General features: G+C 47.5%; 16 protein-coding genes and 1 pseudogene. 10 read left to right on the top strand and 7 right to left on the bottom strand.

What is annotated here, in order from left to right:
• The first annotated feature begins 10 nt into the window (after positions 1-10).
• From DW743_RS17420 to DW743_RS17410, 3 genes are all read left to right on the top strand, one after another.
• Positions 11-2,884 carry a response regulator gene (locus DW743_RS17420; protein ID WP_117762244.1) on the top strand — a complete coding sequence of 958 codons (2,874 nt, stop codon included), beginning with the start codon at positions 11-13 and terminating at the stop codon, positions 2,882-2,884.
• 80 nt (positions 2,885-2,964) lie between these two features.
• A complete protein-coding gene (locus DW743_RS17415; RefSeq protein WP_117762245.1) occupies positions 2,965-3,261 on the top strand; it encodes a hypothetical protein in 297 nt (98 codons plus the stop codon).
• Positions 3,248-5,170: a hybrid sensor histidine kinase/response regulator gene (locus DW743_RS17410; RefSeq protein ID WP_055221365.1), complete on the top strand. Its 1,923-nt coding sequence runs from the start codon at positions 3,248-3,250 to the stop codon at positions 5,168-5,170. Before DW743_RS17415 ends, DW743_RS17410 begins: the two co-directional genes overlap by 14 nt.
• A 93-nt stretch (positions 5,171-5,263) precedes the next feature.
• Here DW743_RS17410 and DW743_RS17405 read toward each other — a convergent pair whose 3' ends face one another.
• A complete protein-coding gene (locus DW743_RS17405; protein WP_117762246.1) occupies positions 5,264-6,319 on the bottom strand; it encodes a DUF4097 family beta strand repeat-containing protein in 1,056 nt (351 codons plus the stop codon).
• 17 nt (positions 6,320-6,336) lie between these two features.
• The gene (locus tag DW743_RS17400) at positions 6,337-6,654 is read right to left on the bottom strand and encodes a PadR family transcriptional regulator (protein WP_022463160.1); all 318 of its coding nucleotides are present in this window, start codon (positions 6,652-6,654) and stop codon (positions 6,337-6,339) included.
• Positions 6,655-6,905: 251 nt separating this feature from the next.
• On the opposite strand from DW743_RS17400, the gene pflA reads away from it, so the two are divergent.
• The 3 genes from pflA to DW743_RS17385 all read left to right on the top strand — a co-directional run bounded on the left by pflA (position 6,906) and on the right by DW743_RS17385 (position 10,093).
• On the top strand, positions 6,906-7,685 hold the full coding sequence (gene pflA, locus DW743_RS17395; protein ID WP_022463161.1) for a pyruvate formate-lyase-activating protein: 780 nt from the start codon (positions 6,906-6,908) through the stop codon (positions 7,683-7,685).
• 235 nt (positions 7,686-7,920) lie between these two features.
• Positions 7,921-8,268, top strand: coding sequence for a HEAT repeat domain-containing protein (locus tag DW743_RS17390; RefSeq protein WP_022463162.1), 348 nt, complete (start codon positions 7,921-7,923; stop codon positions 8,266-8,268).
• 247 nt (positions 8,269-8,515) lie between these two features.
• Complete coding sequence (locus DW743_RS17385; protein WP_022463163.1) at positions 8,516-10,093, top strand: flotillin family protein; 1,578 nt, start codon at positions 8,516-8,518, stop codon at positions 10,091-10,093.
• Positions 10,094-10,186: 93 nt separating this feature from the next.
• On the opposite strand, the gene DW743_RS17380 is transcribed toward DW743_RS17385, so the two are convergent.
• The 3 genes and pseudogenes from DW743_RS17380 to DW743_RS17375 all read right to left on the bottom strand — a co-directional run.
• Positions 10,187-11,077 (bottom strand): LysR family transcriptional regulator, encoded by an 891-nt coding sequence (locus DW743_RS17380; RefSeq protein ID WP_022463164.1) that lies wholly within the window; start codon positions 11,075-11,077, stop codon positions 10,187-10,189.
• A 147-nt stretch (positions 11,078-11,224) separates the two neighbouring features.
• A complete protein-coding gene (locus DW743_RS18845) occupies positions 11,225-11,353 on the bottom strand; it encodes a hypothetical protein (protein WP_330418118.1) in 129 nt (42 codons plus the stop codon).
• A gap of 77 nt (positions 11,354-11,430) precedes the next feature.
• Positions 11,431-11,724: pseudogene (locus DW743_RS17375) on the bottom strand (sensor histidine kinase); the annotation flags it as partial.
• Between the two features lie 417 nt (positions 11,725-12,141).
• On the opposite strand from DW743_RS17375, the gene DW743_RS17370 reads away from it, so the two are divergent.
• From DW743_RS17370 to DW743_RS17360, 3 genes are all read left to right on the top strand, one after another.
• Positions 12,142-14,013: a beta-N-acetylhexosaminidase gene (locus tag DW743_RS17370; RefSeq protein ID WP_117762250.1), complete on the top strand. Its 1,872-nt coding sequence runs from the start codon at positions 12,142-12,144 to the stop codon at positions 14,011-14,013.
• A 217-nt stretch (positions 14,014-14,230) separates the two neighbouring features.
• Positions 14,231-15,220: a glycoside hydrolase family 130 protein gene (locus DW743_RS17365; RefSeq protein WP_055221374.1), complete on the top strand. Its 990-nt coding sequence runs from the start codon at positions 14,231-14,233 to the stop codon at positions 15,218-15,220.
• A gap of 115 nt (positions 15,221-15,335) precedes the next feature.
• On the top strand, positions 15,336-18,446 hold the full coding sequence (locus DW743_RS17360; RefSeq protein WP_117762247.1) for an alpha-mannosidase: 3,111 nt from the start codon (positions 15,336-15,338) through the stop codon (positions 18,444-18,446).
• A 132-nt stretch (positions 18,447-18,578) separates the two neighbouring features.
• On the opposite strand, the gene DW743_RS17355 is transcribed toward DW743_RS17360, so the two are convergent.
• Together DW743_RS17355 and DW743_RS17350 are read right to left on the bottom strand one after the other, a co-directional pair.
• Positions 18,579-19,601, bottom strand: coding sequence for a LacI family DNA-binding transcriptional regulator (locus DW743_RS17355; protein ID WP_022463170.1), 1,023 nt, complete (start codon positions 19,599-19,601; stop codon positions 18,579-18,581).
• A 51-nt stretch (positions 19,602-19,652) separates the two neighbouring features.
• Entirely contained in the window at positions 19,653-20,720 is a 1,068-nt protein-coding gene (locus DW743_RS17350) for a carbohydrate-binding family 9-like protein (RefSeq protein WP_022463171.1), read from the bottom strand.
• A 217-nt stretch (positions 20,721-20,937) separates the two neighbouring features.
• Here DW743_RS17350 and DW743_RS17345 point away from each other — a divergent pair, with 217 nt between their 5' ends.
• The gene (locus DW743_RS17345; protein WP_022463172.1) at positions 20,938-23,178 is read left to right on the top strand and encodes a glycoside hydrolase family 3 N-terminal domain-containing protein; all 2,241 of its coding nucleotides are present in this window, start codon (positions 20,938-20,940) and stop codon (positions 23,176-23,178) included.
• Positions 23,179-23,311 lie beyond the last annotated feature (133 nt).

The following is a 23,311-nucleotide window of genomic DNA, read 5'->3' as shown; positions in this document are numbered from 1 at the left end:
TGGGAGAAAGATGAAGAAGTGCAAATTAGTACAGAATATAAGAAATTTCAAATTTTGTTATTTTATATTTTGCATAATGATATGTTTGGTTGTTTTTCCTGTTTCCACATCTGCCCAAGAAAATTCTGATCATGTTATCCGGGTAGGATCTTTTGAGGAAACTTATAATGTAGTCAATGAAAAGGGAGAAAGAAGCGGCTATGGTTATGAGTATCTTCAAGATATTGCAGGTTATGCAGGATGGACATATAAATACATAACAAGTGATTGGAAAAACTGCTTTACACAGTTGGAAAATGGAGAAATTGATATTCTTGGTGGCATTTCCTATACAGACGAACGTGCTGAAAATATGCTTTTTTCCGATATGCCTATGGGGGAAGAGAAATATTACATCTATACGGATGCATCCAATATGGATCTTACAGCAGGAAATTTGGATTCTTTTGAGGGAAAAAATATTGGTGTGCTTAAAGATAATATAACGGAGGATGTGCTTAACGAATGGGAGTTAAAGTATGGTCTGCATACGCAGCATGTCAATGTTTCTAATACCGCAGAAGTTATGGACAAACTGTCGAAACACGAAATTGACTGCTTTGTTTCGGTAGAAGAATCCCGTTGGGAAGAATCGGATATTTCACCGATTACAAGTATTGGAGAGACAGAAATCTATTTCGCTATAAATCCAGAACGTCCGGATATCAAAGAAGCACTGGATAGTGCTATGCGCAGAATCAAGGATGACAATCCATTTTACACTGATGATCTCTACAGGCGTTATCTTTCTGCACAGAGCAGCTCGTTTCTTTCAAAAGAAGAAAGGGAGTGGATCGGGCAGCATGGAGCAATCAGGATAGGGTATCTGAATCAGGATGGAGGTATCAGTAGTGTAGATCCATCAACAGGCAAATTGACAGGTGTTATCACAGATTATGTGGATCTTGCAGAAAATTGTCTGCAAGGTCAGACTCTGGAATTTGAATTAAAGGGGTATGATACAAGAAGTGAACTGCTTCAGGCATTGCAGGATGGAAAAATAGACCTGATTTTTCATACAAACCAGAATCCATACTTTGCAGAAACAAAAGGAGTTGCTTTGTCGGATACGCTATTGACTCTCAATATGGCAGCAATTACGGCAAAGGATTCTTTTGATGAAAATAAAGAGAATACAGTTGCCGTTGAAAAAGATAATTTTTCATTGAAGGCATATCTTTCATACAATTATCCAAAATGGGAGATTATAGAATATGGGACATCAGATGCAGCAGTAAAAGCGATGCAGAAAGGGGAGGCAGATTGCATTGTAAGCAGTTCAGGTACTGTTTCTGACTATTTGAAAAATAATAAGCTTCATAGTGTTTTCCTGACAAAAGAAGCCGATGTTCCATTTGCTGTTCGGCAGGGAGAACCGGTTCTTTTGTCCATTCTGAATAAAACACTGACATCTATGCCTACAGCTCAATTTTCGGGTGCAGTAGTTTCGTATAATGCTTCCTCACGAAAAGTTACAGTGAGGGATTTTATTCAGGATAATTTACTGACAGTTTCACTTATCGTTGGAATTTCTTTTTTCGTTGTTCTGTGTATCATTCTTCGTTCTTGGAAGAAGTCAAAACGTGCGGAGGAAAGATTCAAGAAATCTGCTGAACAGGCATTAAAACTGAATCAGGAACTGGAAGAAAAACGGCAGGAATTACAAAATGCACTTGTAGAAGCACAGAGTGCCAATAAGGCTAAGACTTCCTTTTTAAATAACATGTCTCATGACATCAGGACACCGATCAATGGCATTATGGGCATGCTTACAATTCTTGAAAAAAGCGGAAATGATGGTGAGCGGGCAAAAGATTGCCTGAATAAAATAAATGAGTCTTCGAAACTGCTATTATCATTGGTAAATGATGTTTTGGATATGGCAAAGTTAGAATCGGATACCGTGGTTTTTGGTGATGAATCCATCAATCTGGATCAGGTATGTAAAGAAATCACGGAGTCGCTATACTTTCAGGCAGAAGAAAAAGGACTTCATGTTATAGGAGAACATGATGATTACAGTGGTATATATGTTTGGAGCAATGCAGTTCATCTGAAAAAAGTATTGATGAATCTGTTTACAAACAGTATGAAGTACAATAAGGTGAATGGTTCTATTTACATGAGTATGAGAACGATTGAAAGATCAGAAGATCACATGACATGTGAATTTAAAATAAGAGATAATGGAATTGGAATGTCAGAAGAATTTATAAAAAATGAATTGTTTACTCCATTTGTACAGGCAGATAATTCCCCACGTTCTGATTATAATGGGACAGGTCTGGGAATGCCTATTGTGAAACAACTTGTAGAAAAGATGGGCGGAACCATAACCGTTGAAAGCAAGCTTGGTGAAGGAAGCTGTTTTACCGTAATACTTCCATTTAAAATTGATACGAATGCACGGTCAGAAGAAAAAGAAGATTTTGATGCAGATATATCAGATATCAGGATATTGCTGGTTGAAGATAATGAGCTGAATGCGGAAATAGCAGAATTCATGCTGACGGAAAATGGTGCTAAAGTAGAAACAGTGAACAATGGGTTAGAAGCTGTTCAGCACTTTGAAGCTTCCGCACCGGGAACGTATGATGTTATTTTGATGGATGTTATGATGCCGGTGATGGATGGTCTTACAGCTACAAGAACAATAAGAGCTCTGGAGCGGCAAGATGCAAAAACTATCCCTATCATTGCTATGACTGCAAACGCATTCAGGGAAGATGCCGAAAGGTGTATGGAAGCAGGAATGAACGCACATCTTGCAAAGCCGTTGGATGATAAAAAAATTAAGCAGACCATAAGCGAAGAGTTGAGAAAGCAAAATGCCTGTCATGAATGATTATGAGGCAACCGCAGCAATCAGGAGCCTTCTAGGTGCATGGGATAAGCAGACAGGAAACATAGAGAGAGGATTTGGTTATGACAGAACAGAAACTGTATCAGTTTTGTGATACAATGGCTGCATCTGAATACCGCTCGCTGATCCGTCCATTTCTGGATATCTCTACACTTTCATCAAGATTGAAGGCGGAAGAATGCATTTCCACAGAATACCGTATGTGTGATGGCAGTTGGCACAGAATGCTTTTTACTGTAAAAAAAAGGGATGAGTCTGGAAATGTAACCCATGTTTGTAAAATACGTGAAGAGTTGAGACGTTTTTGTATTAAATTAAAATTAGATAAAAGGCATGTGAAATACGATGATGAAAAATAACTATATAAAACAAAAAAGAAAAGATCAAAATCCGGTAAATCATTGGAAAATTTTTGAGGGACGGTTGGTATTCCTTCTGGCAATGGTGATTTTGGCTGTTGTCGCATATACTTTTATTTTACAACAAGCATATACCAAAACTGCTCTGAAAACAGAAATTGAACGAGATATTTCCAGTGCAGATGCGGTTCATAAGCTGGTAAATGACAGACTGGGACGAAAAGATTTTAATGAAATAAAAAGTAAAGCTGATGAGAATACAGAACTATTCAAGAATATGTCGACATATATGAATGAAATCAGAACGCTGAATTCTACGAGATATATTTACACAGCAACCAGAAATGAAGACGGTAGATTGATTTACGTTGTAGACGGACTGGATCCATCGGCTGGTGACGTCAGACATCCAGGAGATCCGATTGAAAAGGAGATGGTTCCTTATATAGAAAAAGCACTTTCTGGAAAAACAGTATATTCTCAGGATATTGTTGATACAACATGGGGACCTATTTTTACAGCCTGTTATCCTGTGACAGCGGAAGATGAATCTAATGAAGTGATAGGTGCTTTCTGCATAGAAATGGATATGCAGAAAGCATATGGAATGGTTGAGAAGACGAATAAGTTAAGTATTGTACTGGGATGCATTACAGCGTGTATTTTGGTAATATTATGTACCTGTGGATATTCTGTATATAAGAAGCAAAAAGAAAATGAGCAGAAACAGCAAAAACTGTTGCAGGAAGCTGCAAGACTGGCCGATTCAGCTAATAAAGCAAAATCAACATTTCTATTTAATATGTCTCATGATATTCGTACCCCTATGAATGCAATTATTGGATATGCAGAATTGGGAGAGAAACATTTAAAGGAGCCAACTATATTAGAGGATTACTTTGAAAAAATATTATTGTGCGGAAAGAAAATGCTGCATTTGATTGATAACATTCTTGAATTAGCACGAATCGAAAACAACCAAGCAACGCTGGATGAAACAATAACAGATGTTTCTAAAAACTTTGATTTATGTATTGATATGTTTAGGAAACCGATAGAAGAAAAACATCAAACACTGAAAGTCAATAAGAACATTCGATATCCATACCTGCATATGGATGATGCAAGATCATCTGAAATTACGATTAACATTTTGAGTAATGCTGTGAAATACACGGGTGAAGGCGGTAACATAAGCTGTACATTGAACCAATATCCCGGCGAAAAAGAAGGTTGGAGTGTATTAGAGCTTATCATAGCAGACAACGGAATCGGAATGTCAGAAGAATTCCAAAAACATATTTTTGAATCATTTTCACAGGAACGATCTTCGTCAGACAGCGGAATAGAAGGTAGCGGACTTGGCATGGGAATCGTGAAGAAACTGGTGGATTTAATGAATGGCAAGATCACAGTTCAGAGCAAACCGGGAGCAGGTTCTACTTTTACAATCACGCTTCCATTAAAGATAGCAAATGCGGAAGAAAGGAATCCGAAACATGCAGACGGTCAGTTGAATATCAAAAAACTGGAAGGAAAAAGGGTTCTTCTGGTAGAAGATAATGACTTGAACGCAGAAATTGCAACGGAACTTTTGACGGAAGAGGGAATCATGATAGAAAGAGCGGAGAACGGCGTTGCATGTATTGATATGTTTAACAAAGCAAAGCAAAATTACTACAGTCTGATTCTGATGGATATTCAGATGCCGATTATGAACGGATATGAAGCATCCAGGAGAATTCGAGAACTGAAAGACGGTAACAAATCGCAGATTCCAATTGTTGCAATGACAGCAAATGCGTTTGAAGAAGATAAGAAGATGGCTTTGGCAAGTGGCATGAATGATCATGTTGCAAAACCAATAGATATGAATGTATTATTGCCGACTATTATGAAATATATGTAAAGGAAGAAAGAAGGACACTGATTTTGTAGTCAGTGTTCTTCTTACATATCAGTCGACTAAAGAAAAACATTTTATCCAGTCCATTCTTTTTTGTCAGTTTTCTGCCGGCAAGTCAGAGAGCAGGACATTTCCGTTGACGGTACTTGCCTGAATGGTGAATGCAGAAATACCGGAGCGGGTGAATGTTTTTGTGTAGGATTCCGTTCTTCCATTGGAGACGAGGCGGATTTTTCCGGTTGTCGTGGATGCATGAATGGACGCATCGGCAAGGTCGTGCGGGAGATGGAGTTTCACGGAACCGTTGACGGATTTTGCTGTCAGGTACTCGGAACAGGTTCCCTCGAAGAGGACTTTACCGTTGACACTGTTTAAGGATGCGCGGGAGCAGTCGCCGGTGATTTCAAGTTTGCCGTTTGTGGCGGAAACATCGAGGCTGTCTGTGCGCAGACGGGTCAGGACGATCTTTCCGTTCGCGGCCTGTATGCGGCAGCTGGATGCGGAAAGGGAATCACCGGTGATTTTGCCGTTTGTGGCGGAAATTTCGAGCGTAGTAAGGGAGAGGGTATCAAGCCCGGTCGCGCCGTTCAAAGAGCGGAGCGTCAGCTTCTGTACGGTGGACGGCACCTGGAAGGAGAACACCTCTTTCTGGTGATTATTGCAGAAAAGATGTTTCCAGAATACGGAAGGGATGAGCTTTTTCTCTCGCAGACAGAACGTATTGCCCTCAATGCCTGCCTCGAAGCGGTCCGGATCGAAGTCGCCGGAAAAGTCAAACTCAACCGAAGCGGAAGTGCCCGGAGCAAAGTCGGCAGAAGCATTCCGCAGGGAGATTTCCATAGCGGTGATGGCGGTGGAAGGGGCGTACGGGTAGTTCGGATGTGTTTCTTCAGAATTGGAGTGGGTTTTCTCCTGTGGCAGCACGTTTGCAACAGGCTGCTCCGTTGTGGCATATTCCTGACGGAAAAATTCGAGGACATCGTCGACATTGCCGAGTTCCGCACAGATTTCCTCATCGGAGAGACCCTGGCTGCGGGCGTCGGCGAAATGGGATTCGAAATCGTTTAAAATTTCCTCTGCGTCGGCAGAATCAAAGGATGCAAGGCCCTGTTTCAATGCATTCATATAAGTTTCATACGTTGTATTCATCATGATTTTCCTTTCTATCGTCAGATCGTTTCATCTGAAATCAGTCGGTTGATCTGCTGGGTGAAATCCAGCCATTCCTGTTTTTTCTCCTGCTGATAAGCTGTTCCTGCTTCAGTCAGATGGTAATATTTCCGGGCAGGGCCAGATGCGGATTCCTGCAGATACGTTTCCACGTAACCGGCTTCCTTGAGTCGTTTTAAAATCATATAGAGCGTTCCTGCGGCGATGGACATTTCGCGGGAAATGGCGTCTGTCAGCTCATAGCCGTATTTGTCCTCTTTTGTCAGCTGGGAGAGGACACAGAGCTCGAGGACGCCCTTTTTGAGTTGTGGATTCATATGAACACCTCCTTGTTGAGTAGATCATAACACAGACTATATCATAATGCAATATAGTGAAAGAAAAAAGTACAAAGAAAAATGTGTTCGATTTTGTACATGGAAATGCCTTGAAAAGAACCGCGGATTTCCGTATAATCAAGCAGAACCCTGAAAAACGGCAGGAATTTTCCGGGCATCCAGGAAATGGAAAAATACCGGAAAATACAGATAAATGCAAAGATAGTTAGTTGGAAAGAAGAGGAAAAAACATGAGTGAAATGAATCAGAACAACAATGGCCCGGTAAAGGGCGCGATCCATTCGATCGAGAGCTTCGGTTCCGTCGACGGACCTGGCGTACGCTACGTGATTTTTGTGAAGGGCTGCAACATGCGCTGCCAGTTCTGCCACAACCCGGATACCTGGACAACAAAAGATGCCGACTGGCAGACCGCAGATGAGGTGCTGAAAAAAGCGCTCCGCTATAAAAACTACTGGGGAGAAAAAGGCGGCATTACCGTGAGCGGCGGAGAACCGCTGCTGCAGATCGACTTCCTGATCGAGCTGTTCCGCAAGGCAAAAAAGAACGGCGTTCACACAACGCTGGATACCAGTGGAAATCCGTTCACAAGAGAGGAGCCGTATTTCAGCAAATTTAATGAGTTGATGAAATACACCGACCTGCTGCTGCTCGATATCAAGCTGATTGACGACAAGGCGCACAGAGAGCTGACCGGCTGCACCAACGAGAACATCCTCGACCTGGCGCGCTACCTTGACGAGATCGGCAAACCAGTCTGGATCCGCCACGTCCTCGTCCCGGAACGCAGCGACTACGACGAATACCTGATTCGCCTCGATGAGTTTTTACACAGCCTGCACAACGTACAGCGCGTAGAGGTTCTCCCATACCACACCCTCGGCGTATTCAAATGGGAAACCTTAGGAATCCCATACAAACTCGAAGGCATCAACCCGCCGACCAAAGAGCGCGTGGAAAACGCCAATAAACTGCTGCATACGGCGGAATATACGGGATATTTGAAATAAAAAGCAGAACAACAAGAAAAATCTGTGAAAAAGTAACAATTTTTATAAAAATTTTATAGTATTTCTGTTCAAAAACCAGAAGAAAAGGAGTATAATCTCTGTTATGGACGAGAGCATGGTTACAATGTGACGGACATGACAGGGACGACAGCAAAAACACTACGCCCCTTTTTGATTCGCCGCTGCAGTTGCTGCATCCACCAAAAATAAAAGCAAAAAGAAAGAAGGATTTACAATGTTTGGTTCAAAAGAGGCATCGGAAGACAAGCTGAAAAAAATGGTGGAAAAAGGAAAATGGGACAAATTAAGAAAACAGTATCTGGATTCGGACAAGACAACGCAGGTAGCGCTTGCAAAAGCCTGTGCAGCTTCGAGAAATGATGGTTCTGTTAATATTCTGACTTCTCTTCTGGAAGTAGACGATGTGGACGTAAAAATCGCGGCCGTTACGAGCCTTGGTGAGGTTGGAGACGATCACGTAACAGCACTGATCCGTCAGCTGGCCGTCAAGACACCGGCAGATCAGACGGAGCTGAAAGCAGCGATCACAAAAGCGCTGGAGAAGATTGTCGAAAGAGCATAAGAGCAGGATCAGTGAAAAAAAGGAAAGGCGAAGAAGTTTCTGTAAAAAGAAGCTCCTTCGTTTTTTTGTTGCAAGGCATATCAGAATCTGCTCCAGCGGATTGTTTTTGCCCGAACAGAAATCTTACAAAATCGTAATAATAATGCAGTTGTATCTATCCCGCAAAAAATGCTATAGTGAAAATAACACAGACACAAAAGCAGAACGCGGAGCGAAAAGCATCCGCAGAAAAAAGGGAGGAAACAAGATGGAATTTGTATTCGAACATGCAACCATGATTGCCGTGATCGCCGTTGTGGTGATCATTCTTGCCATTCTGGCGAGCGGTTATGTGAAGGCGCCGCCGGATACCGCATTTATTATTTCCGGTTTCAAAAAAGGCCAGCGGATCCTGATCGGTAAAGCCGGCATCAAGCTCCCATTCTTTGAGCGGCTGGACAAGCTGAGTCTGAAGCTGGTAGCGATTGATGTGAAGACGAGCGACGCCGTGCCGACCGCTGACTACATCAATATTCAGGTGGATGCAGCCGTCAACATCAAAGTCGGGGACGAACCGCAGAAGCTCCAGAAAGCATCCCAGAACTTCCTGAACCGCGACAGCGAATATATTGCCAAGGTTGCAAGAGAAGTCCTTGAAGGAAACATGCGTGAGATCGTTGGAAAGATGCGTCTGGAAGAGATGGTTTCCGACCGCCAGAAGTTTGCGGAGCTGGTCAAAGAAAATGCAGAACCGGACCTGGCTGCGATGGGACTTGACATCATCAGCTTCAACGTACAGAATTTCGTTGATTCCAATCAGGTCATTGAAAACCTCGGTATCGACAATATCGTAAAAATCAAGAAATCTGCGGCGATCGCCCGTGCCAATTCCGAGAAAGAAATCAAAATTGCCCAGGCGCGTGCAAATAAAGAGGCGAACGATGAGCGCGTTCTTGCCGAGACTGAGATCGCAAAGAAAAACAACGATCTGGCAATCAAGTCGGCAGAGCTGAAAAAAGAGTCCGATATCAAAAAGGCAGAGGCAGATGCAGCGTACAAGATTCAGGAAGAGCAGCAGAGAAAAGAGCTGGAAATCACTTCCGCGAATGCGAACATCGCCCGTCAGGAGCGCGAGGTTGAGCTCCGTGCCAGAGAAGTAGAAGTAACCGAGAAATCCCTCGAGGCAGAAGTCAAGAAGAAAGCCGAGGCCGAGCGTTACGCAAAACAGCAGCAGGCAGAGGCAGATTTGTACCGCCGTCAGAAAGACGCAGAGGCAGACCAGTTCGAAAAAATCCGCGAGGCGGAGGCAAAGAAAGCCCAGGCAGAAGCCCAGCGCTATGCGATGGAGCAGGAAGCACTCGGTATCAAGGCAAAAGGTGAGGCGGAAGCCGCATCCATCCGTGCCCAGGCACTTGCAGAGGCCGAAGGTATGGAGAAGAAAGCTGAGGCTTACCAGCGCTACAACAAAGCCGCAATGGCAGAGATGATGATCAAGGTTCTGCCAGAGATCGCCGGAAAGATCGCAGAGCCGCTCAGCCAGATCGACAAGATTACGATCATCGGCGGCGGAAGCGAAGACAACGGCATCGGCTCCGTAGCGGGCAATGTGCCGGTGGTGATGGCAAAGCTGTTTGAGTCGATGAAAGAGGCGACCGGTGTCGATCTCTCCGAAATCATGAGAGCCGATACATACGATGCAAAAGTAAACCGCAACATTCAGATCTCCAGCCCGGAAGAGCTCAAAGAGTATCTGAAAGCAGAAGCCGGAAAGGCAGCAGCGGATGCAGAAAGCCCGGAAAAAGCGGAAGCATCCGAACCGGTGCAGAAAGACGGCAGCGAGCAGTAAATCCAGAACGGATCATAAAAACAGAAAAAGAGGCAGGGATCCAGAAAAATTTCTTGAGGATCCTGCCTCTTTTGACGTATAGATCGGAAAAAGTTATTCGGCGCCTTTTTCCAGCATGCTCATGAACTCTTTTGCCGCCTGCGGGATCGGCAGATGGGAGCTGTGGGCAACGACAAGCTGGCGCGGCGGAAGCTCCTCCACGAGGTCGAGCTGGAAGGCCGCCGTCTCTTTTACAAGGCAGTAGTCCGGCACAAACGCGATGCCAAGGCCGATACTCGCCAGGTCGATCAGAAGATCGTTGCTGCCAAGCTCAATTTCCGGCACGAGGTCGAGCTGGAACCGCTGAAACTGGCTGTGCAGGAACTCACTCGTCGTACTCTTGCGGTCGAGCATCAGAATCGGGTACTGCAGCAGCTCTTTTAAGTGAACCGGCCTGTTTTCCAGTTCCGGGTAATATTCGCCGTTTGCGATGAAGATATCGTGGAACGAATGAATCGGAATCGTGTGAAGACGGCTGGAAAGATGCGAGTTTGGATAATTGGTCACGATGAAATCCACCTGGCCGGATTCCAGCAGATCGACGCACTGGGTCGAAGTCTGGTTTGTCACCTTGATGTGGACATTCGGAAAGGAGCGGTGGAAACGGTTCAGGTACGGAACAAGGAAATAGCGGCAGATTGTGTCGCTCGCGCCGATGCGGAGCTGGCCGCCGCCAAGCGTTCCCGCTTCCATAATCTGTGCTTCACCGCGCGCAATCAGGTTGATCGCAGGCTCTACGTGGCGCAGCAGCGTTTCTCCCTCCGGTGTTAACTGCACGCGCTTTGTACTGCGGATAAAGAGCGTGATTCCAAGCTTTTTCTCCAGTACCTTGATCGACTGGCTGACCGCCGACTGCGAGATAAAAAGCAGCTTGGAGGCCTCGGAAAAACTGAGTGTGGTGGCAACGTAATAGAAAACCTTATATAACTCGTAATTAATATCCAAAATAAGCACCTCTTATAAAATATGATACCTTCACTCTAGCACACTTCCCCGAAAGAATGCAAGAAAAAATCTGCCGGAGCCGTGAACTTTTTCTCCTCTTTTTCGAGTAAGAGAAAATTCACTGTTCCTGCAGATAAGAAAGGGGAATCAGCCAAGCACTTTGGCGATGATGTACGCACCGAATTCGCGGTTCTGCTCGACAGCAACTTTGGTGCGGAGAACTGCCTCTTTTCCGGAGAGCGTCCACTCGGCAACCATGCCGATTTCCTGTACCATATGGCTGACGCTGATCGCCGTGTTCGAATCGTCATCCGCTACGAGGACGCGGACGCCCTGAAGCTGCGGAATGATCTCATAGCGCGCAGATCGTGCATCACATCCGGCAGATGGACTTCTTTTTCCTCAATCTTGACACGGCCGCTCTCAATCCGGCTCATATCGAGCACATCGTTGAGGAGGCTTAAAAGGTGCTGGCCGGAGGTGGAAATCTTGTTCAGGTATTCCTGCACCTGATCCGGCTGATTGACGTGGGCGGCAGCCAGAGCGGTAAAGCCGATGATCGCATTTATCGGAGTGCGGATGTCGTGGGACATGTTGTTGAGGAAGGCTGTTTTGGCACGGTTGGCGTGTTCCGTCGTGTTCAGTGCGAAGTAACTCCGGTCAGCGGAGCGCTTCGTGACAATGGCGCTGATCCAGATCATCGAGGTGATCAGAACGCAGAAAATATAAGCCAACATATATCTCATTATACTTGATACAGACAAAATTCACCAGCGTTTGTGTAAAAGAAAAGTAAAAAATGGAATGAACGATGCATCCGAAAAACAGATTTTGTTCCGGAATGGAAATGGGAAACAAAGAGAAATAAAAGTTACTTTACATATAAAAGAGCAGAACAGGAAGAAATTTTGAAAAAAATTGAAGAAAATTACAAATTATTGTGGAATATGTGGAAAAAATATGGTAGGATGGGGGAGAAGAGAAAAGTGGTTTCAAAATGTTACTTAACGTTCAGTGAAAGTTCTATGGTTACAAAGAAAACAAAAAACAAGAGGAGAAGGAAAATGAAATTTTTACCAAAACCAAAAGAGGTAAAACTCCTGACGGGGGAACATGCACTCTGCTATGACGGCAGAATTGTACTGGATGGCAGACTGCTGGGAAATGGGGATACGTATGCGAAAGTGCTGCAGAAGGGAATCAAAAAGGAAACCGGAATGCAGTACGATATCGGATACGGCGTTCCGGGAAGAAAAGAGACCGGCGCGATTGTACTGGAACTGGATGAGACAAGGAAAAGCCAGCAGTATGTGCTGCAGGTGACAGAGGAGGAAATCCGCATCCAGGGCGGAGACGGAGCCGGCGTGCTCTACGGTGTGCAGACGCTGTGCCAGATGATGCACGAATACGGTGCACTGCTTCCTGCCGTGCGGATCGAGGATGAGCCGGATCTGCCGGTGCGCGGCTATTATCTCGATGAGACGAGAGGCCGTGTGCTGACACTTTCCTATTTAAAACAGGTGGCAGACCGCATGGCGTACTACAAGCTGAACCAGCTGCAGCTCTATGTGGAGCACACGTATCTGTTCTCCGGACTTTCCGAGATGTGGCGCGATGAGACGCCGCTTACGGCAGAGGAAATCCGCGAGCTGGATGCGTACTGCGCAAAGCTTCATATCGAATTGGTGCCGTCGATCGCAACGTTCGGCCATCTGTACATGCTGCTCTCCACAAAGAGCTATGGCGACCTCTGTGAATTCCCAGACAGCTGGAAAGAGCCGTTTTCCTTCTGGGACCGGATGCAGCATCACACGGTGGATGTCTCCGGCGGCAGAGCGATCGAGCTGATCAAGGCCATGATCGAGGAGTACATGGCGCTTTTTGCCACGGATAAATTCAACATCTGCGCGGACGAAACGTTCGACCTTGGAAAAGGAAAATCGAAACCGCTGGCAGACGAGAAAGGCGTTCACCGCCTGTATATCGACTATGTAAAAGAGCTCTGCGAGTTTCTCGTGGCAAAAGGCAAAAAGCCGATGTTCTGGGGCGATATCATCTGCGCACAGCCGGAGCTGATCAAAGAGCTGCCAGAGGAAACCGTCTGCCTGACCTGGGGCTATGCAGCCGAGCAGAGAGAGCATGAGGCAAAAGTGATGGCGGAAGCTGGTGCAAGACAGTATCTCTGTCCTGGGGTCGGCGGCTGGAACCAGTGGATGAACCTGGTGGAGAACAGCTACAAAAATATCGCACGGATGTGCGGCTATGCGAGAAAATACCATGCGGAAGGTGTTCTGAACACAGACTGGGGTGACTGCGGCCACATCAATCAGCCGGACTTTTCCCTTCCTGGCATGATCTATGGAGCCGTCTTCTCCTGGGGAGACGATACCGACAGCTTTGAGGAGCTGAATGAACAGATTTCCCGTCTGGCCTACGGCGACCGGAGCGGAAAATTCGTTTCCTATATGGCAAAAACGGCAGAATGCTCCATCTTTGACTGGTGGGATGCCAACGTCGTTTACGAGGAAAAAGTGCTCGGTCATCCGAACAACCGGAATGCGCTGTTTGACGCGAGAATCCAGGATGAGGCGAAGCGTGCAGCTGCAAAGGAAACAATTGCGGCTCTGAAAAAAGAACTGAAAAAGACAGCCGGTGCTCTGGAAGAATCCTGCCGTCCAATGGTTCCGGTGCTGGAACTCACGATGGAAGCGATTGACATCTGGAATGAGACGGGCGCGAGAATGTGTGACATTGAGCTTGGAAAAGAAAAGGATGAGACAGCCTGCGCGGCACTTGCGGGACGGCTGGAAACCTGGTTTATGAAGTATAAAGCGTCCTGGAGAAGCATCAGCAAAGAAGGCGATCTGCACCACATTTCAGAGATTGTATTCTGGTATGCCGACATTCTGCGGGGAAGAAAACCGTACGAAAAATAGAAAAAATCCATTTGTGAACAAAGATGAACACAAATAGAAAATAAATGAACGATAAAAAGTAACAAAGAAAACGAAAATTTACATAAAAGTGAACAAAAACACTTGACTTTTGCGCAGAAATGGACGAAGATAGAAGTATCGGATCGAAAGATCAAAAATGTCCGTATGGCGTGACAAGAGAGAAAGAAAAAAATAATTTTCACAGAGGGAAACAATCATGAGTAAAATCATCGGAAACAATCTGCCGGATATGCCTTGGCAGGAAAAACCAGCAGGAGAGCACATGCCGGTATGGCGCTATGATCAGAACCCGATCATCGGCCGTTACGAGCAGAAACGTTCCAACAGTATCTTCAACAGCGCAGTCGTACCGTTCGAGGACGGATACGTAGGTGTATTCCGCTGCGACAGCCGTTCCATCAGCATGGACATCTTCGTTGGAAGAAGTAAAGACGGTATCCACTGGGAGATCGAGGATGAACCGATCAAATTTGAGGGCGCTGACGAGGAGATTCTGACAAGAGAGTACCGTTATGACCCGCGTGTCTGCAAAATCGACGACAAATACTATGTAACCTGGTGCAACGGCTATCACGGCCCGACCATCGGTGTTGCTTACACCTATGACTTCAAGAAATTCGTTCAGCTTGAGAACGCATTCCTTCCATTCAACCGTAACGGCGTGCTGTTCCCGAGAAAGATCAACGGCTACTACATGATGATGAGCCGTCCAAGCGACAACGGCCATACACCGTTCGGCGATATCTTTGTCAGCCAGAGTAAAGATATGGAATTCTGGGGAAGACACCGTCACATGATGAGCCCGGTCCGCGGCGATGAGTCTGCATGGCAGTGCACCAAGATCGGTGCCGGCCCGGTTCCGATCGAAACAGATGAGGGATGGCTGCTGATCTACCACGGCGTTATCACAACCTGCAACGGATACGTATATCGTATGGGATGCGCACTGCTTGATATCGACGAGCCGTGGAAAGTAAAATACAGAACGAAAGACTATATTATGGCTCCGATCACCCAGTACGAGTGCATGGGTGATGTTCCGAACGTAGTATTCCCGTGCGCAACCTTAAGCGATGCAGCAACCGGAAGAATCACTATCTACTACGGATGCGCAGATACTGTAACCGGTATGGCATTCACAACCGTAGATGAGCTGCTGAACTATGTGAAAGAGAATAGCCTTTGATTTATAAGATAACTTAAAAAGCGACAAGTCCGCCGGGCTTACGGGTGAAAGAAGCCTGCAGGTCCGGCGGACTTTCTTTTTAAAAATGACCCCATGGACAGCATAAGGAGGCACTATGAAATTTGTAAAAGAGCGTGTGAACGTAATCTGCCAGGAACTGGCAAGACTTTCGATTTCACAGAAAATTAAAATCACCGATATGCAGGTGAAAAATGGATGCTATATCACACCGGCAGAGGCCGATGCATCAAAAGAGCCGTGGACATCGTTTGATACGGTCAATGACCGCTGGTACGGACCGGACAAACATTACTGGTTCCGCACCACCATCACCATTCCGGAGAGCTTCGATGGAAAAAATCTCTGGATGAGAGTCCATGCAGGACTGGACGAATGGGATGACGGAAGAAACCCGCAGTTCCTGCTGTTTGCAAACGGCGAAGTGATCCAGGGTATGGATATCAACCACCGCGAAGTACTTGTAAGAGAAAATGCAAAGGCCGGTGAAAAAATCCAGTTTGACCTGCAGTCCTACACCGGAACGCTGCACAGCGAGTTCCGTCTGCTGGCAGACCTTGAGGAGCATGATGCGAAAATCGAGGAGATCTATTACGACCTCATCGTTCCGATGCAGGGCCTGAACCGTATGGACGAGGATAATAAAACGCGTCTGGATCTCGAAACCGCACTGACCAACACGATCAATCTGCTGGACCTGCGCAAGCCGTACAGTAAAGAGTTCTACGCTTCCATCGAAGAGGCAGAAAAATGCATCCAGGAAGAGATCTATGAAAAAATGGGCGGCTGGGACGAAGTTGTGGCAACGTGCATCGGCCACACCCACATTGATGTGGCATGGCTGTGGACGATTGACCAGGTTCGCCAGAAATCCTGCCGAAGCTTTGCAACGGTATTAAAACTGATGGATGAGTATCCGAACTATCATTTCATGTCAAGCCAGCCGAAGCTCTACAGCTTTGTCAAAGAAAGACACCCGGAAGTGTACGAGAAAATCCGCCAGAGAGTCAAAGAAGGACGCTGGGAGCCGGAAGGCGGCATGTGGGTTGAGGCAGACTGCAACCTGACTTCAGGAGAGTCCCTCGTGCGCCAGTTCCTGTTCGGAAAACGCTTTTTCAAAGAAGAGTTTGGCGTGGACAACAAGATCCTGTGGCTGCCGGATGTCTTCGGATACAGCGCAGCGATGCCGCAGATTCTGAAAAAATGCGGAATTGACTACTTCATGACGACCAAACTGGCATGGAACGAGTTCAACAAAGTGCCGTACGATACGATGAACTGGGAAGGCATCGACGGAAGTGAAGTATTCACTCATATGATCACAACGCTCGGCGTCGGACAGCCGGAGACGAGCTTCTTTACCACATACAACGGAATGCTGCACCCGGATGCCATCATGGGCGGATGGGACCGCTACCAGAACAAGGACATCAACAACGATATCCTGATCAGCTACGGCTACGGAGACGGCGGCGGCGGCCCGACCAGAAGAATGCTGGAGACATCCAAACGTATGGAAAAAGGCATCAAAGGTGTGCCGAAAGTACGCCAGGCATTTGCGAGAACGTATTTCGACGAGCTGCATGAGAAGGTAAAAGACAGCAAACGCCTCCCAACCTGGATCGGCGAACTGTATTTTGAGTTCCACCGCGGAACATACACCTCGATGGCACGCAACAAACGCGGCAACCGTAAGAGCGAGTACGCGATGATGGAATTAGAGCTTCTGTCCGTTCTGGCCGAAAACGCCGGAAAAGCATACCCGACCGAAGAACTGAACCGCATGTGGGAGATGATCCTGACCAACCAGTTCCACGATATTCTGCCGGGCTCCTCGATCCATGAGGTATATGAGCAGACGAAGAAAGAATATGCAGAGATTGCGGAGACATCAGCAAAACTGATCGGCGAGCGCATGGAAGCACTCTGCGGAACAAAAGACGAGAGCGTGACCGTATGGAACACTCTCGGCCACAGAAGAAACGACGTTGTTGTACTCGGTGAGACCGCGGCAGAAGCCATGACCGACGGAACCACCGTATATCCGGTACAGCAGACGAAAGACGGAGCCATTGTCTATGCAGAAAACCTGCCGTCCAAAGGATATCAGGTTCTGCGCCCGACGAGCGGAGCCGCTGCGGAAACGCCATTTGCTGTAACAGAAGCTGGAGAGGGCTATACCCTTGAGACTCCGTTCTACACGATCCAGATCGATGCAAACGGTGAATTCACTTCCTTGTTTGATAAAGAGAATGACCGCGAAGTGCTTCAGAGCGGAACAACCGGCAACGAGCTGCGTATCTATGAGGACAAACCTCTGCAGTACAGCGCATGGAACCTGGATATCTTCCATACCGAGAAATCCTGGAAGGTGGAGGGTGTACGCCGCATGGAGTGGACAGAAAACGGTCCGGTCCGCGCAACACTGGAAATTGAGCGCGAAGTGATGGACACCGTCATCCGCCAGCAGATCCATTTCTATGCAAAAGACCGCAGAATCGACTTCGAAACCTACGTTGACTGGAAGTTCGCCGAGCATGTACTGAAAGTTCACTTCCCGGTAGACGTTCACAGCGACGAGGCAACTTTCGATATCCAGTTCGGTAATGTGACAAGAAAACTGCACACCAACACAAGCTGGGATCAGGCAAGATTCGAAGTATGCGGCCACAAATGGGCTGATATCTCAGAGGGAAGCTACGGCGTCAGCCTGATGAACGACTGCAAGTACGGCTATTCCATGAAGAACCGTGTGATGACGCAGACTCTGATCAAATCCGGAACTGAGCCGAACCTGACCGCAGACCAGGAAGAGCATTTCTTTACTTACTCTCTGTATCCGCACGCAGGAACATGGCGTGAGGCAGGCACCGAGCAGGAAGCTCTGAACCTGAACGTACCGGCAAAAGCAGTTGCAGGTGCAGCAGAGAAAGACCGCATGGAATTCCTGTCTGTAGACAAACGCGACGTAGTGCTTGAGACTGTGAAGAAGGCAGAGGACGGCGACGGCGTAATCGTTCGTCTGTACGAGGTGGAGAATGCAAGAACGAAAGTGACCCTGCACTGCGCAGAGGCAATTGCATCCGCTGAGGAGACCGACCTTCTCGAGAACCCGATCGAGGGCGCGCTTGGTGTGAAGGAGAACGAGATTGAGCTTACGATCAAGCCGTATGAGATCCGTACGATCCGCATCCGCACCGCGAAGTAAGAAAACAGAAATAAAATATAGAAATCACAATTGGTCCACTGGACCAATTGTTGATATGCCGAGCAACAGAAAAAGACACCGTGTCCCGGAAGGGAAGACGGTGTCTTTTTTGAAAACAGATGAAAAATAAAATCAGTCACCGGTGGAATCGCGGTACAGCACGTTGGTGCCGAGATACGTAATTTCATGCGGCGTGTTCGGATATTTGATCCGGTACAGAATCTGGAGTGCCAGACGTGCGCCGAGTTCTTCGTTGAAGACCTGAACGGTCGTCAGATGTTCTGCCAGAAGATCCTCTGTATTGTTGTCGAAGCCGGATACTGCAACGTCCTCCGGTACGCGTAAGCCCCGTTTTTCGAGAAGCTGCATCAGAATGCAGGCAACGTAGTCGCTGGCGCAGACGAAAGCGTCCGGCATGCGGGACAGGGAAGAAAGGAAGGTATCGATTTCTTCACGGTACGTATCGATGCCGAGCGGTGTCGTCAGGCAGAGAGAAGAATCCACCTTTTTACCGGCATCCGCCAGAGCCTGGCAGAAACCTTCATATCGTTCGCGGTTGGACTGTGCGTAGCTGATATCACCGATGAAGCCCGGAAGGGTGCGTCCCTGCTCGAGCAGATGGCAGGTGATGCGGCGGACACTGGTGCGGCTCTCCATGAGAAGCAGGTCGCCGTTCAGCTCATCCGGGGCAACAAGAGAGGAAGTGTCCAGGAACACTTTCGGAATCTGTGTCTCTGCGAGCAGGCGCAGAAGACGCTCGTTGTACACATTCAGAACGATGATGCCGTGAACATTTCCGTTTGTAAGAGTCGGCGGGAGAAAATACGTTTTATCCGCCGAAGTCGGAAGATACGTGTAAACGAGATTGACATTGTGTGTCGAAAATACTTTTGCAATTTGGTGGATGATGGTCATCCAGAAAAGTGAGGTTTCCGGTCTGCAGACGGCAACTGCAATGTTGACCGGCGTGGTCTCCTCTGCGCTCTGCGGATACTGAAAATCCTCCGGGATGGCATAGCCGAGTTCCTGGGCTTTGGCGATGACCTTGGTGCGCAGGGAATCGGAGACGCCTTCGTGTCCGCTGAACACCTTCCAGACCGTAGTCCGGGAGATGCCCAGGGAGTTCGCGATTTCCTGTAACGTTACTTTTTTCATAGTTTAAACCGATCCTGTTACAAATTTTGAGTGCTAACACATATTATACACTTAACGTGTAACTTTTTCAACCTTTCCATTGGAAGACAGAAGGAGTAAATGTGCTCCGTCGGCACTCGGGCAGGTGATCAGGTAAGAGTGGCTTGTGGTCTCAATGGTGTAGTCAAGAGCTTTGACGGTTTTGTTGAAGTCATTTGGAGCGTAAGCGGCAAGGGTCTCCTGTAAGACGGTAAGACTGTCGCTGTAGGAACCGGTTGTCTCAAACAGAATGTTTTCTGCGTAATACAGCTTGCGGAGTTCCCATTTGCGGTATTCGTCCTCCGGAATCGTGATGTCACACGGTGCGTCGTCGCGGTCGTCAGAGAAGAAAACGAAAGACCAGAGTTCCGGGTAATGAATGTTGATGACACCGGTCGGAGCCCATACCCAGTTGTCCTCCGGGAGAACGTTTCCGGCTTCATTGGTACGTTTTACATAAGTGTTGTCCTTGATGTCCACTTTCCACTGAACACGGGAGAAGTTCATACGGTAGAATTCTCCGTTTTTCGGTGCGCGGCGTTCTTTCTGATACTCATAGAGAGCAGCGAACGGAATGACAACCTCAACGCTCCAGCACTTGTTTTCTGCGGATGGATCGTTGATGGAGCCATCTACATGAACAGCGGTGCGCAGACCGTGCATGTCGTAGCCATTGAGGCCGCTTCCGCCGTCACGGTATGGCTCGGAAAGAAACAGATCCCATACCGTGTTCAGAACGTTCATTTCGAACTCATAGTAATGGTACGTATCAGAATCCGGGTCAACGAAGATTTCAAAATCGTTGTCGAGGAAAATGACGGAGTCGCGCTCGGTCTGGTGTCCCCAGATTTCATCGCCGTCAAGCACGGCTGCTACGTAAAGGTTCTCGTCATCCCAGAGCATTTTTGCACGGGTGACAAAGCGCGGAAGCGGCATGTGGCTTCCTTCGATATCGAGAAATTCGTCGGTATACGGGGCATCTTCCCAGAATGGTTTGTTGATGTTTCCGTCTAACTCGAACGGCTTTTTTGCGCGGTGGCAGGTGTAAACCGGCGGTGCGAACGGGACTGCCGGAACCGGAATTGTGATGTTTGTACTCATAGTAAAAATCTCCCTTTCAAATATTTACTGTTAAGCTTTTTTAGAAAACACGCGGAAAACGTGTCGACAAAAGGTATCATAACACCAGAAGTAATAAAATTCAACATTAAAATGAACAAAAATGAACGAAAGATAACTTACTGTGGACAAAATGAAAAGAATGCGGTACAATAAAGCCACTTGAAATAAGGAGAAGGACAAGGAGGAAACAAAAACAATGGAAGCATATCAGAATGCGGCCCTTTCCCCGGAAGAGCGCGCAAAAGACCTGCTCGGAAAAATGACGCTGCAGGAAAAAGTAGGACAGTTAAATCAGCGTCTGTACGGATTCCGGATTTACGAGAGACAGGGTGAGGAGTTTACACTGACAGAGGAATTTAAAGAGGAAGTAGAGCGCATGGGAGGGCTTGGCGTCCTGTACGGCCTGTACCGTGCCGATCCGTGGGCAGATAAAGATGAGAAGACCGGCATTGTGCTGGAACTTTCCGCAAAAGCCTATAATATAGTACAGAAATATGTGATCGATCATTCCCGCCTCGGCATCCCGATGATGATGAGCACCGAGTGCCCGCACGGCCATCAGGCGCTCGGCGGCGGTCTGCTTCCGGTCAACCTGGCAGCAGGCGCAACATTCGACCCGGAACTTCTTTCCGAAGGCTACAAGGCATGCGGAAAACAGTTAAAGAGCGGTCATGTGGATCTGGCGCTGATGTCGGCGCTCGATATGGCGCGCGACCCGAGATGGGGAAGAAGTGAGGAGTGCTACTCTGAAGACCCGTGCCTTGCCGCATCCATGGCAAAAGCGGCAGTCACCGGTATGCAGTCCACCGGTGTCGGCAGTGTGGCAAAACACTTCTGCGCACAGGGCGAGACAACCGGAGGTGTGAACGCGAGTGCTGCAAGAATCGGCGAGCGGGAGCTGCGGGAAATCCATTTTCCATCGGCAAAAGCGTGCTGTGAAGCAGGCGTGGAAGGCATCATGGCGGCATACAACGAGATCGACGGCGTGTACTGCCACAGAAACGCATGGCTGCTCCGCGATGTTCTGCGCGGTGAAATGGGCTTTGACGGCATTGTGATGGCAGATGGTTTGGCTGTAGATTTCCTTAAGAATACCGAGGGTGATACTCTGCATGCAGGCGTTGCAGCGAGAAAAGCCGGTGTGGATGTGAGCCTCTGGGATGAAGCGTTCAGCCGTCTCGGCGAGGCCGTAGAGCAGGGACTTCTCGATGAGAGCGAGATCGACGAGTCTGTTCTCAAAGTTCTGAAGCTGAAATTTGAAAAGGGTCTGTTTGAACATCCTTATATGGAAGAAAACATGCTCACCCCGGAAGAAGCCGGGATCCCGGAAGTATCTCTTTCCCTGGCACGGGAGTCCGCTGTTCTTCTGAAAAACGAGGAGAGTGTGCTGCCGCTTGCTAAGAAGTACAAAAAAGTAGCTGTGATCGGCTATCACGCAGCAGACCGTTATTGCATGCTCGGCGACTACACCCCGCCGGTTCCGGAAAGCGAGTGCGTCACCGTCCTTCAGGGCATGAAACAGGAAGCACCGGAGGGCGTGGAAGTTTCCTATGCAATGGGAAGTGAATTTTCAGAGGCTGACGAGGACGAGAAAGCAAAAGCACTGGCACTTGCAGCAAAGAGCGATGTGATCGTAGCTGTTGTCGGCGGTTCTTCTTCCCGTTTCGGCGGAGCTGTGTTCGATGCAAACGGTGCAGCATCCAAGGGAACCGGCAGCCGTTCGATGGACTGCGGCGAGGGAATGGACACCGCAAAGGTTCACATCCCGGCAGCACAGGAAGAACTGGTTGCAGAGCTTGCCCGCCTTGGCAAGCCGATGGTAACCGTTGTGATCGCAGGAAGAGCATACTGCATCGAGGATATCGAAAATGCTTCGAATGCCCTTCTGTATGCGTTTTATCCGGGTCCGATGGGCGGCAAGGCCGTTGCAGAGATGCTCTACGGAACCACGAATCCGTCCGGCCGTCTCCCGGTATCCATGCCGCGCCACGCCGGTCAGATTCCGGTGTGCTACAATTACCGTACCTCCGTCGTTCCGGCATACTGCGATATGACGAGCCAGCCGCTGCATACGTTCGGTGAGGGAAAATCCTACACGACGTTTGCGTGCAGCGATGTTTCCGTGAACAAAGAAGAAAACGGTGCTGCCGTTTCGTTTACCGTAGAGAACACCGGTGCCATGGCAGGAACCTCCGTTCCGTGTCTGTATGTGCGGAAACGTTCCGGCGGTGTGGTAGCGAGAATCAAAGAGCTGAAAGCTTTTACCAGAATTTCTCTTGCACCGGGTGAGAAAAAAGAAGTTTCGTTCCAGCTTTCCAAAGAGGAGATGAACTTTGTCCAGATTCCGGGAAAACCGGAAGTGATCTGCCATGACTATGAGCTGATGCTCGAGGATGGAGCAGAGAAATGGTGGAGCGGAAATGTAACTGAAATGTAAGGCTTGACGGAAGATAATATAAAAAGTAATAAAACTGAACAAAGGGAGAAAATATGTTGCGAAACAAAACGACGTATTTTCTCAATGTCATTAACTTAAAAGCAGAAGATATTTATTCCGAAATGGATTAGAT

The sequence above is a fragment of the Blautia sp. AM28-27 genome, assembly GCF_003480905.1.
Taxonomy (GTDB): domain Bacteria; phylum Bacillota; class Clostridia; order Lachnospirales; family Lachnospiraceae; genus Fusicatenibacter; species Fusicatenibacter saccharivorans.
Note: the sequence above shows the minus strand (reverse complement) of the source record. Positions and strands in the feature narration are given on the sequence as shown.

Excerpts from the sequence above, each read along its gene's own strand:
- DW743_RS17420 (WP_117762244.1), top strand. The coding sequence starts at position 11 with ATGAAGAAGTGCAAATTAGTACAGAATATAAGAAATTTCAAATTTTGT.
- DW743_RS17415 (WP_117762245.1), top strand. The coding sequence starts at position 2,965 with ATGACAGAACAGAAACTGTATCAGTTTTGTGATACAATGGCTGCATCT.
- DW743_RS17410 (WP_055221365.1), top strand. The coding sequence starts at position 3,248 with ATGATGAAAAATAACTATATAAAACAAAAAAGAAAAGATCAAAATCCG.
- DW743_RS17405 (WP_117762246.1), bottom strand. The coding sequence starts at position 6,319 with ATGATGAATACAACGTATGAAACTTATATGAATGCATTGAAACAGGGC.
- DW743_RS17400 (WP_022463160.1), bottom strand. The coding sequence starts at position 6,654 with ATGAATCCACAACTCAAAAAGGGCGTCCTCGAGCTCTGTGTCCTCTCC.
- pflA (WP_022463161.1), top strand. The coding sequence starts at position 6,906 with ATGAGTGAAATGAATCAGAACAACAATGGCCCGGTAAAGGGCGCGATC.
- DW743_RS17390 (WP_022463162.1), top strand. The coding sequence starts at position 7,921 with ATGTTTGGTTCAAAAGAGGCATCGGAAGACAAGCTGAAAAAAATGGTG.
- DW743_RS17385 (WP_022463163.1), top strand. The coding sequence starts at position 8,516 with ATGGAATTTGTATTCGAACATGCAACCATGATTGCCGTGATCGCCGTT.
- DW743_RS18845 (WP_330418118.1), bottom strand. The coding sequence starts at position 11,353 with ATGGTACAGGAAATCGGCATGGTTGCCGAGTGGACGCTCTCCGGAAAA.
- DW743_RS17370 (WP_117762250.1), top strand. The coding sequence starts at position 12,142 with ATGAAATTTTTACCAAAACCAAAAGAGGTAAAACTCCTGACGGGGGAA.
- DW743_RS17365 (WP_055221374.1), top strand. The coding sequence starts at position 14,231 with ATGAGTAAAATCATCGGAAACAATCTGCCGGATATGCCTTGGCAGGAA.
- DW743_RS17360 (WP_117762247.1), top strand. The coding sequence starts at position 15,336 with ATGAAATTTGTAAAAGAGCGTGTGAACGTAATCTGCCAGGAACTGGCA.
- DW743_RS17355 (WP_022463170.1), bottom strand. The coding sequence starts at position 19,601 with ATGAAAAAAGTAACGTTACAGGAAATCGCGAACTCCCTGGGCATCTCC.
- DW743_RS17350 (WP_022463171.1), bottom strand. The coding sequence starts at position 20,720 with ATGAGTACAAACATCACAATTCCGGTTCCGGCAGTCCCGTTCGCACCG.
- DW743_RS17345 (WP_022463172.1), top strand. The coding sequence starts at position 20,938 with ATGGAAGCATATCAGAATGCGGCCCTTTCCCCGGAAGAGCGCGCAAAA.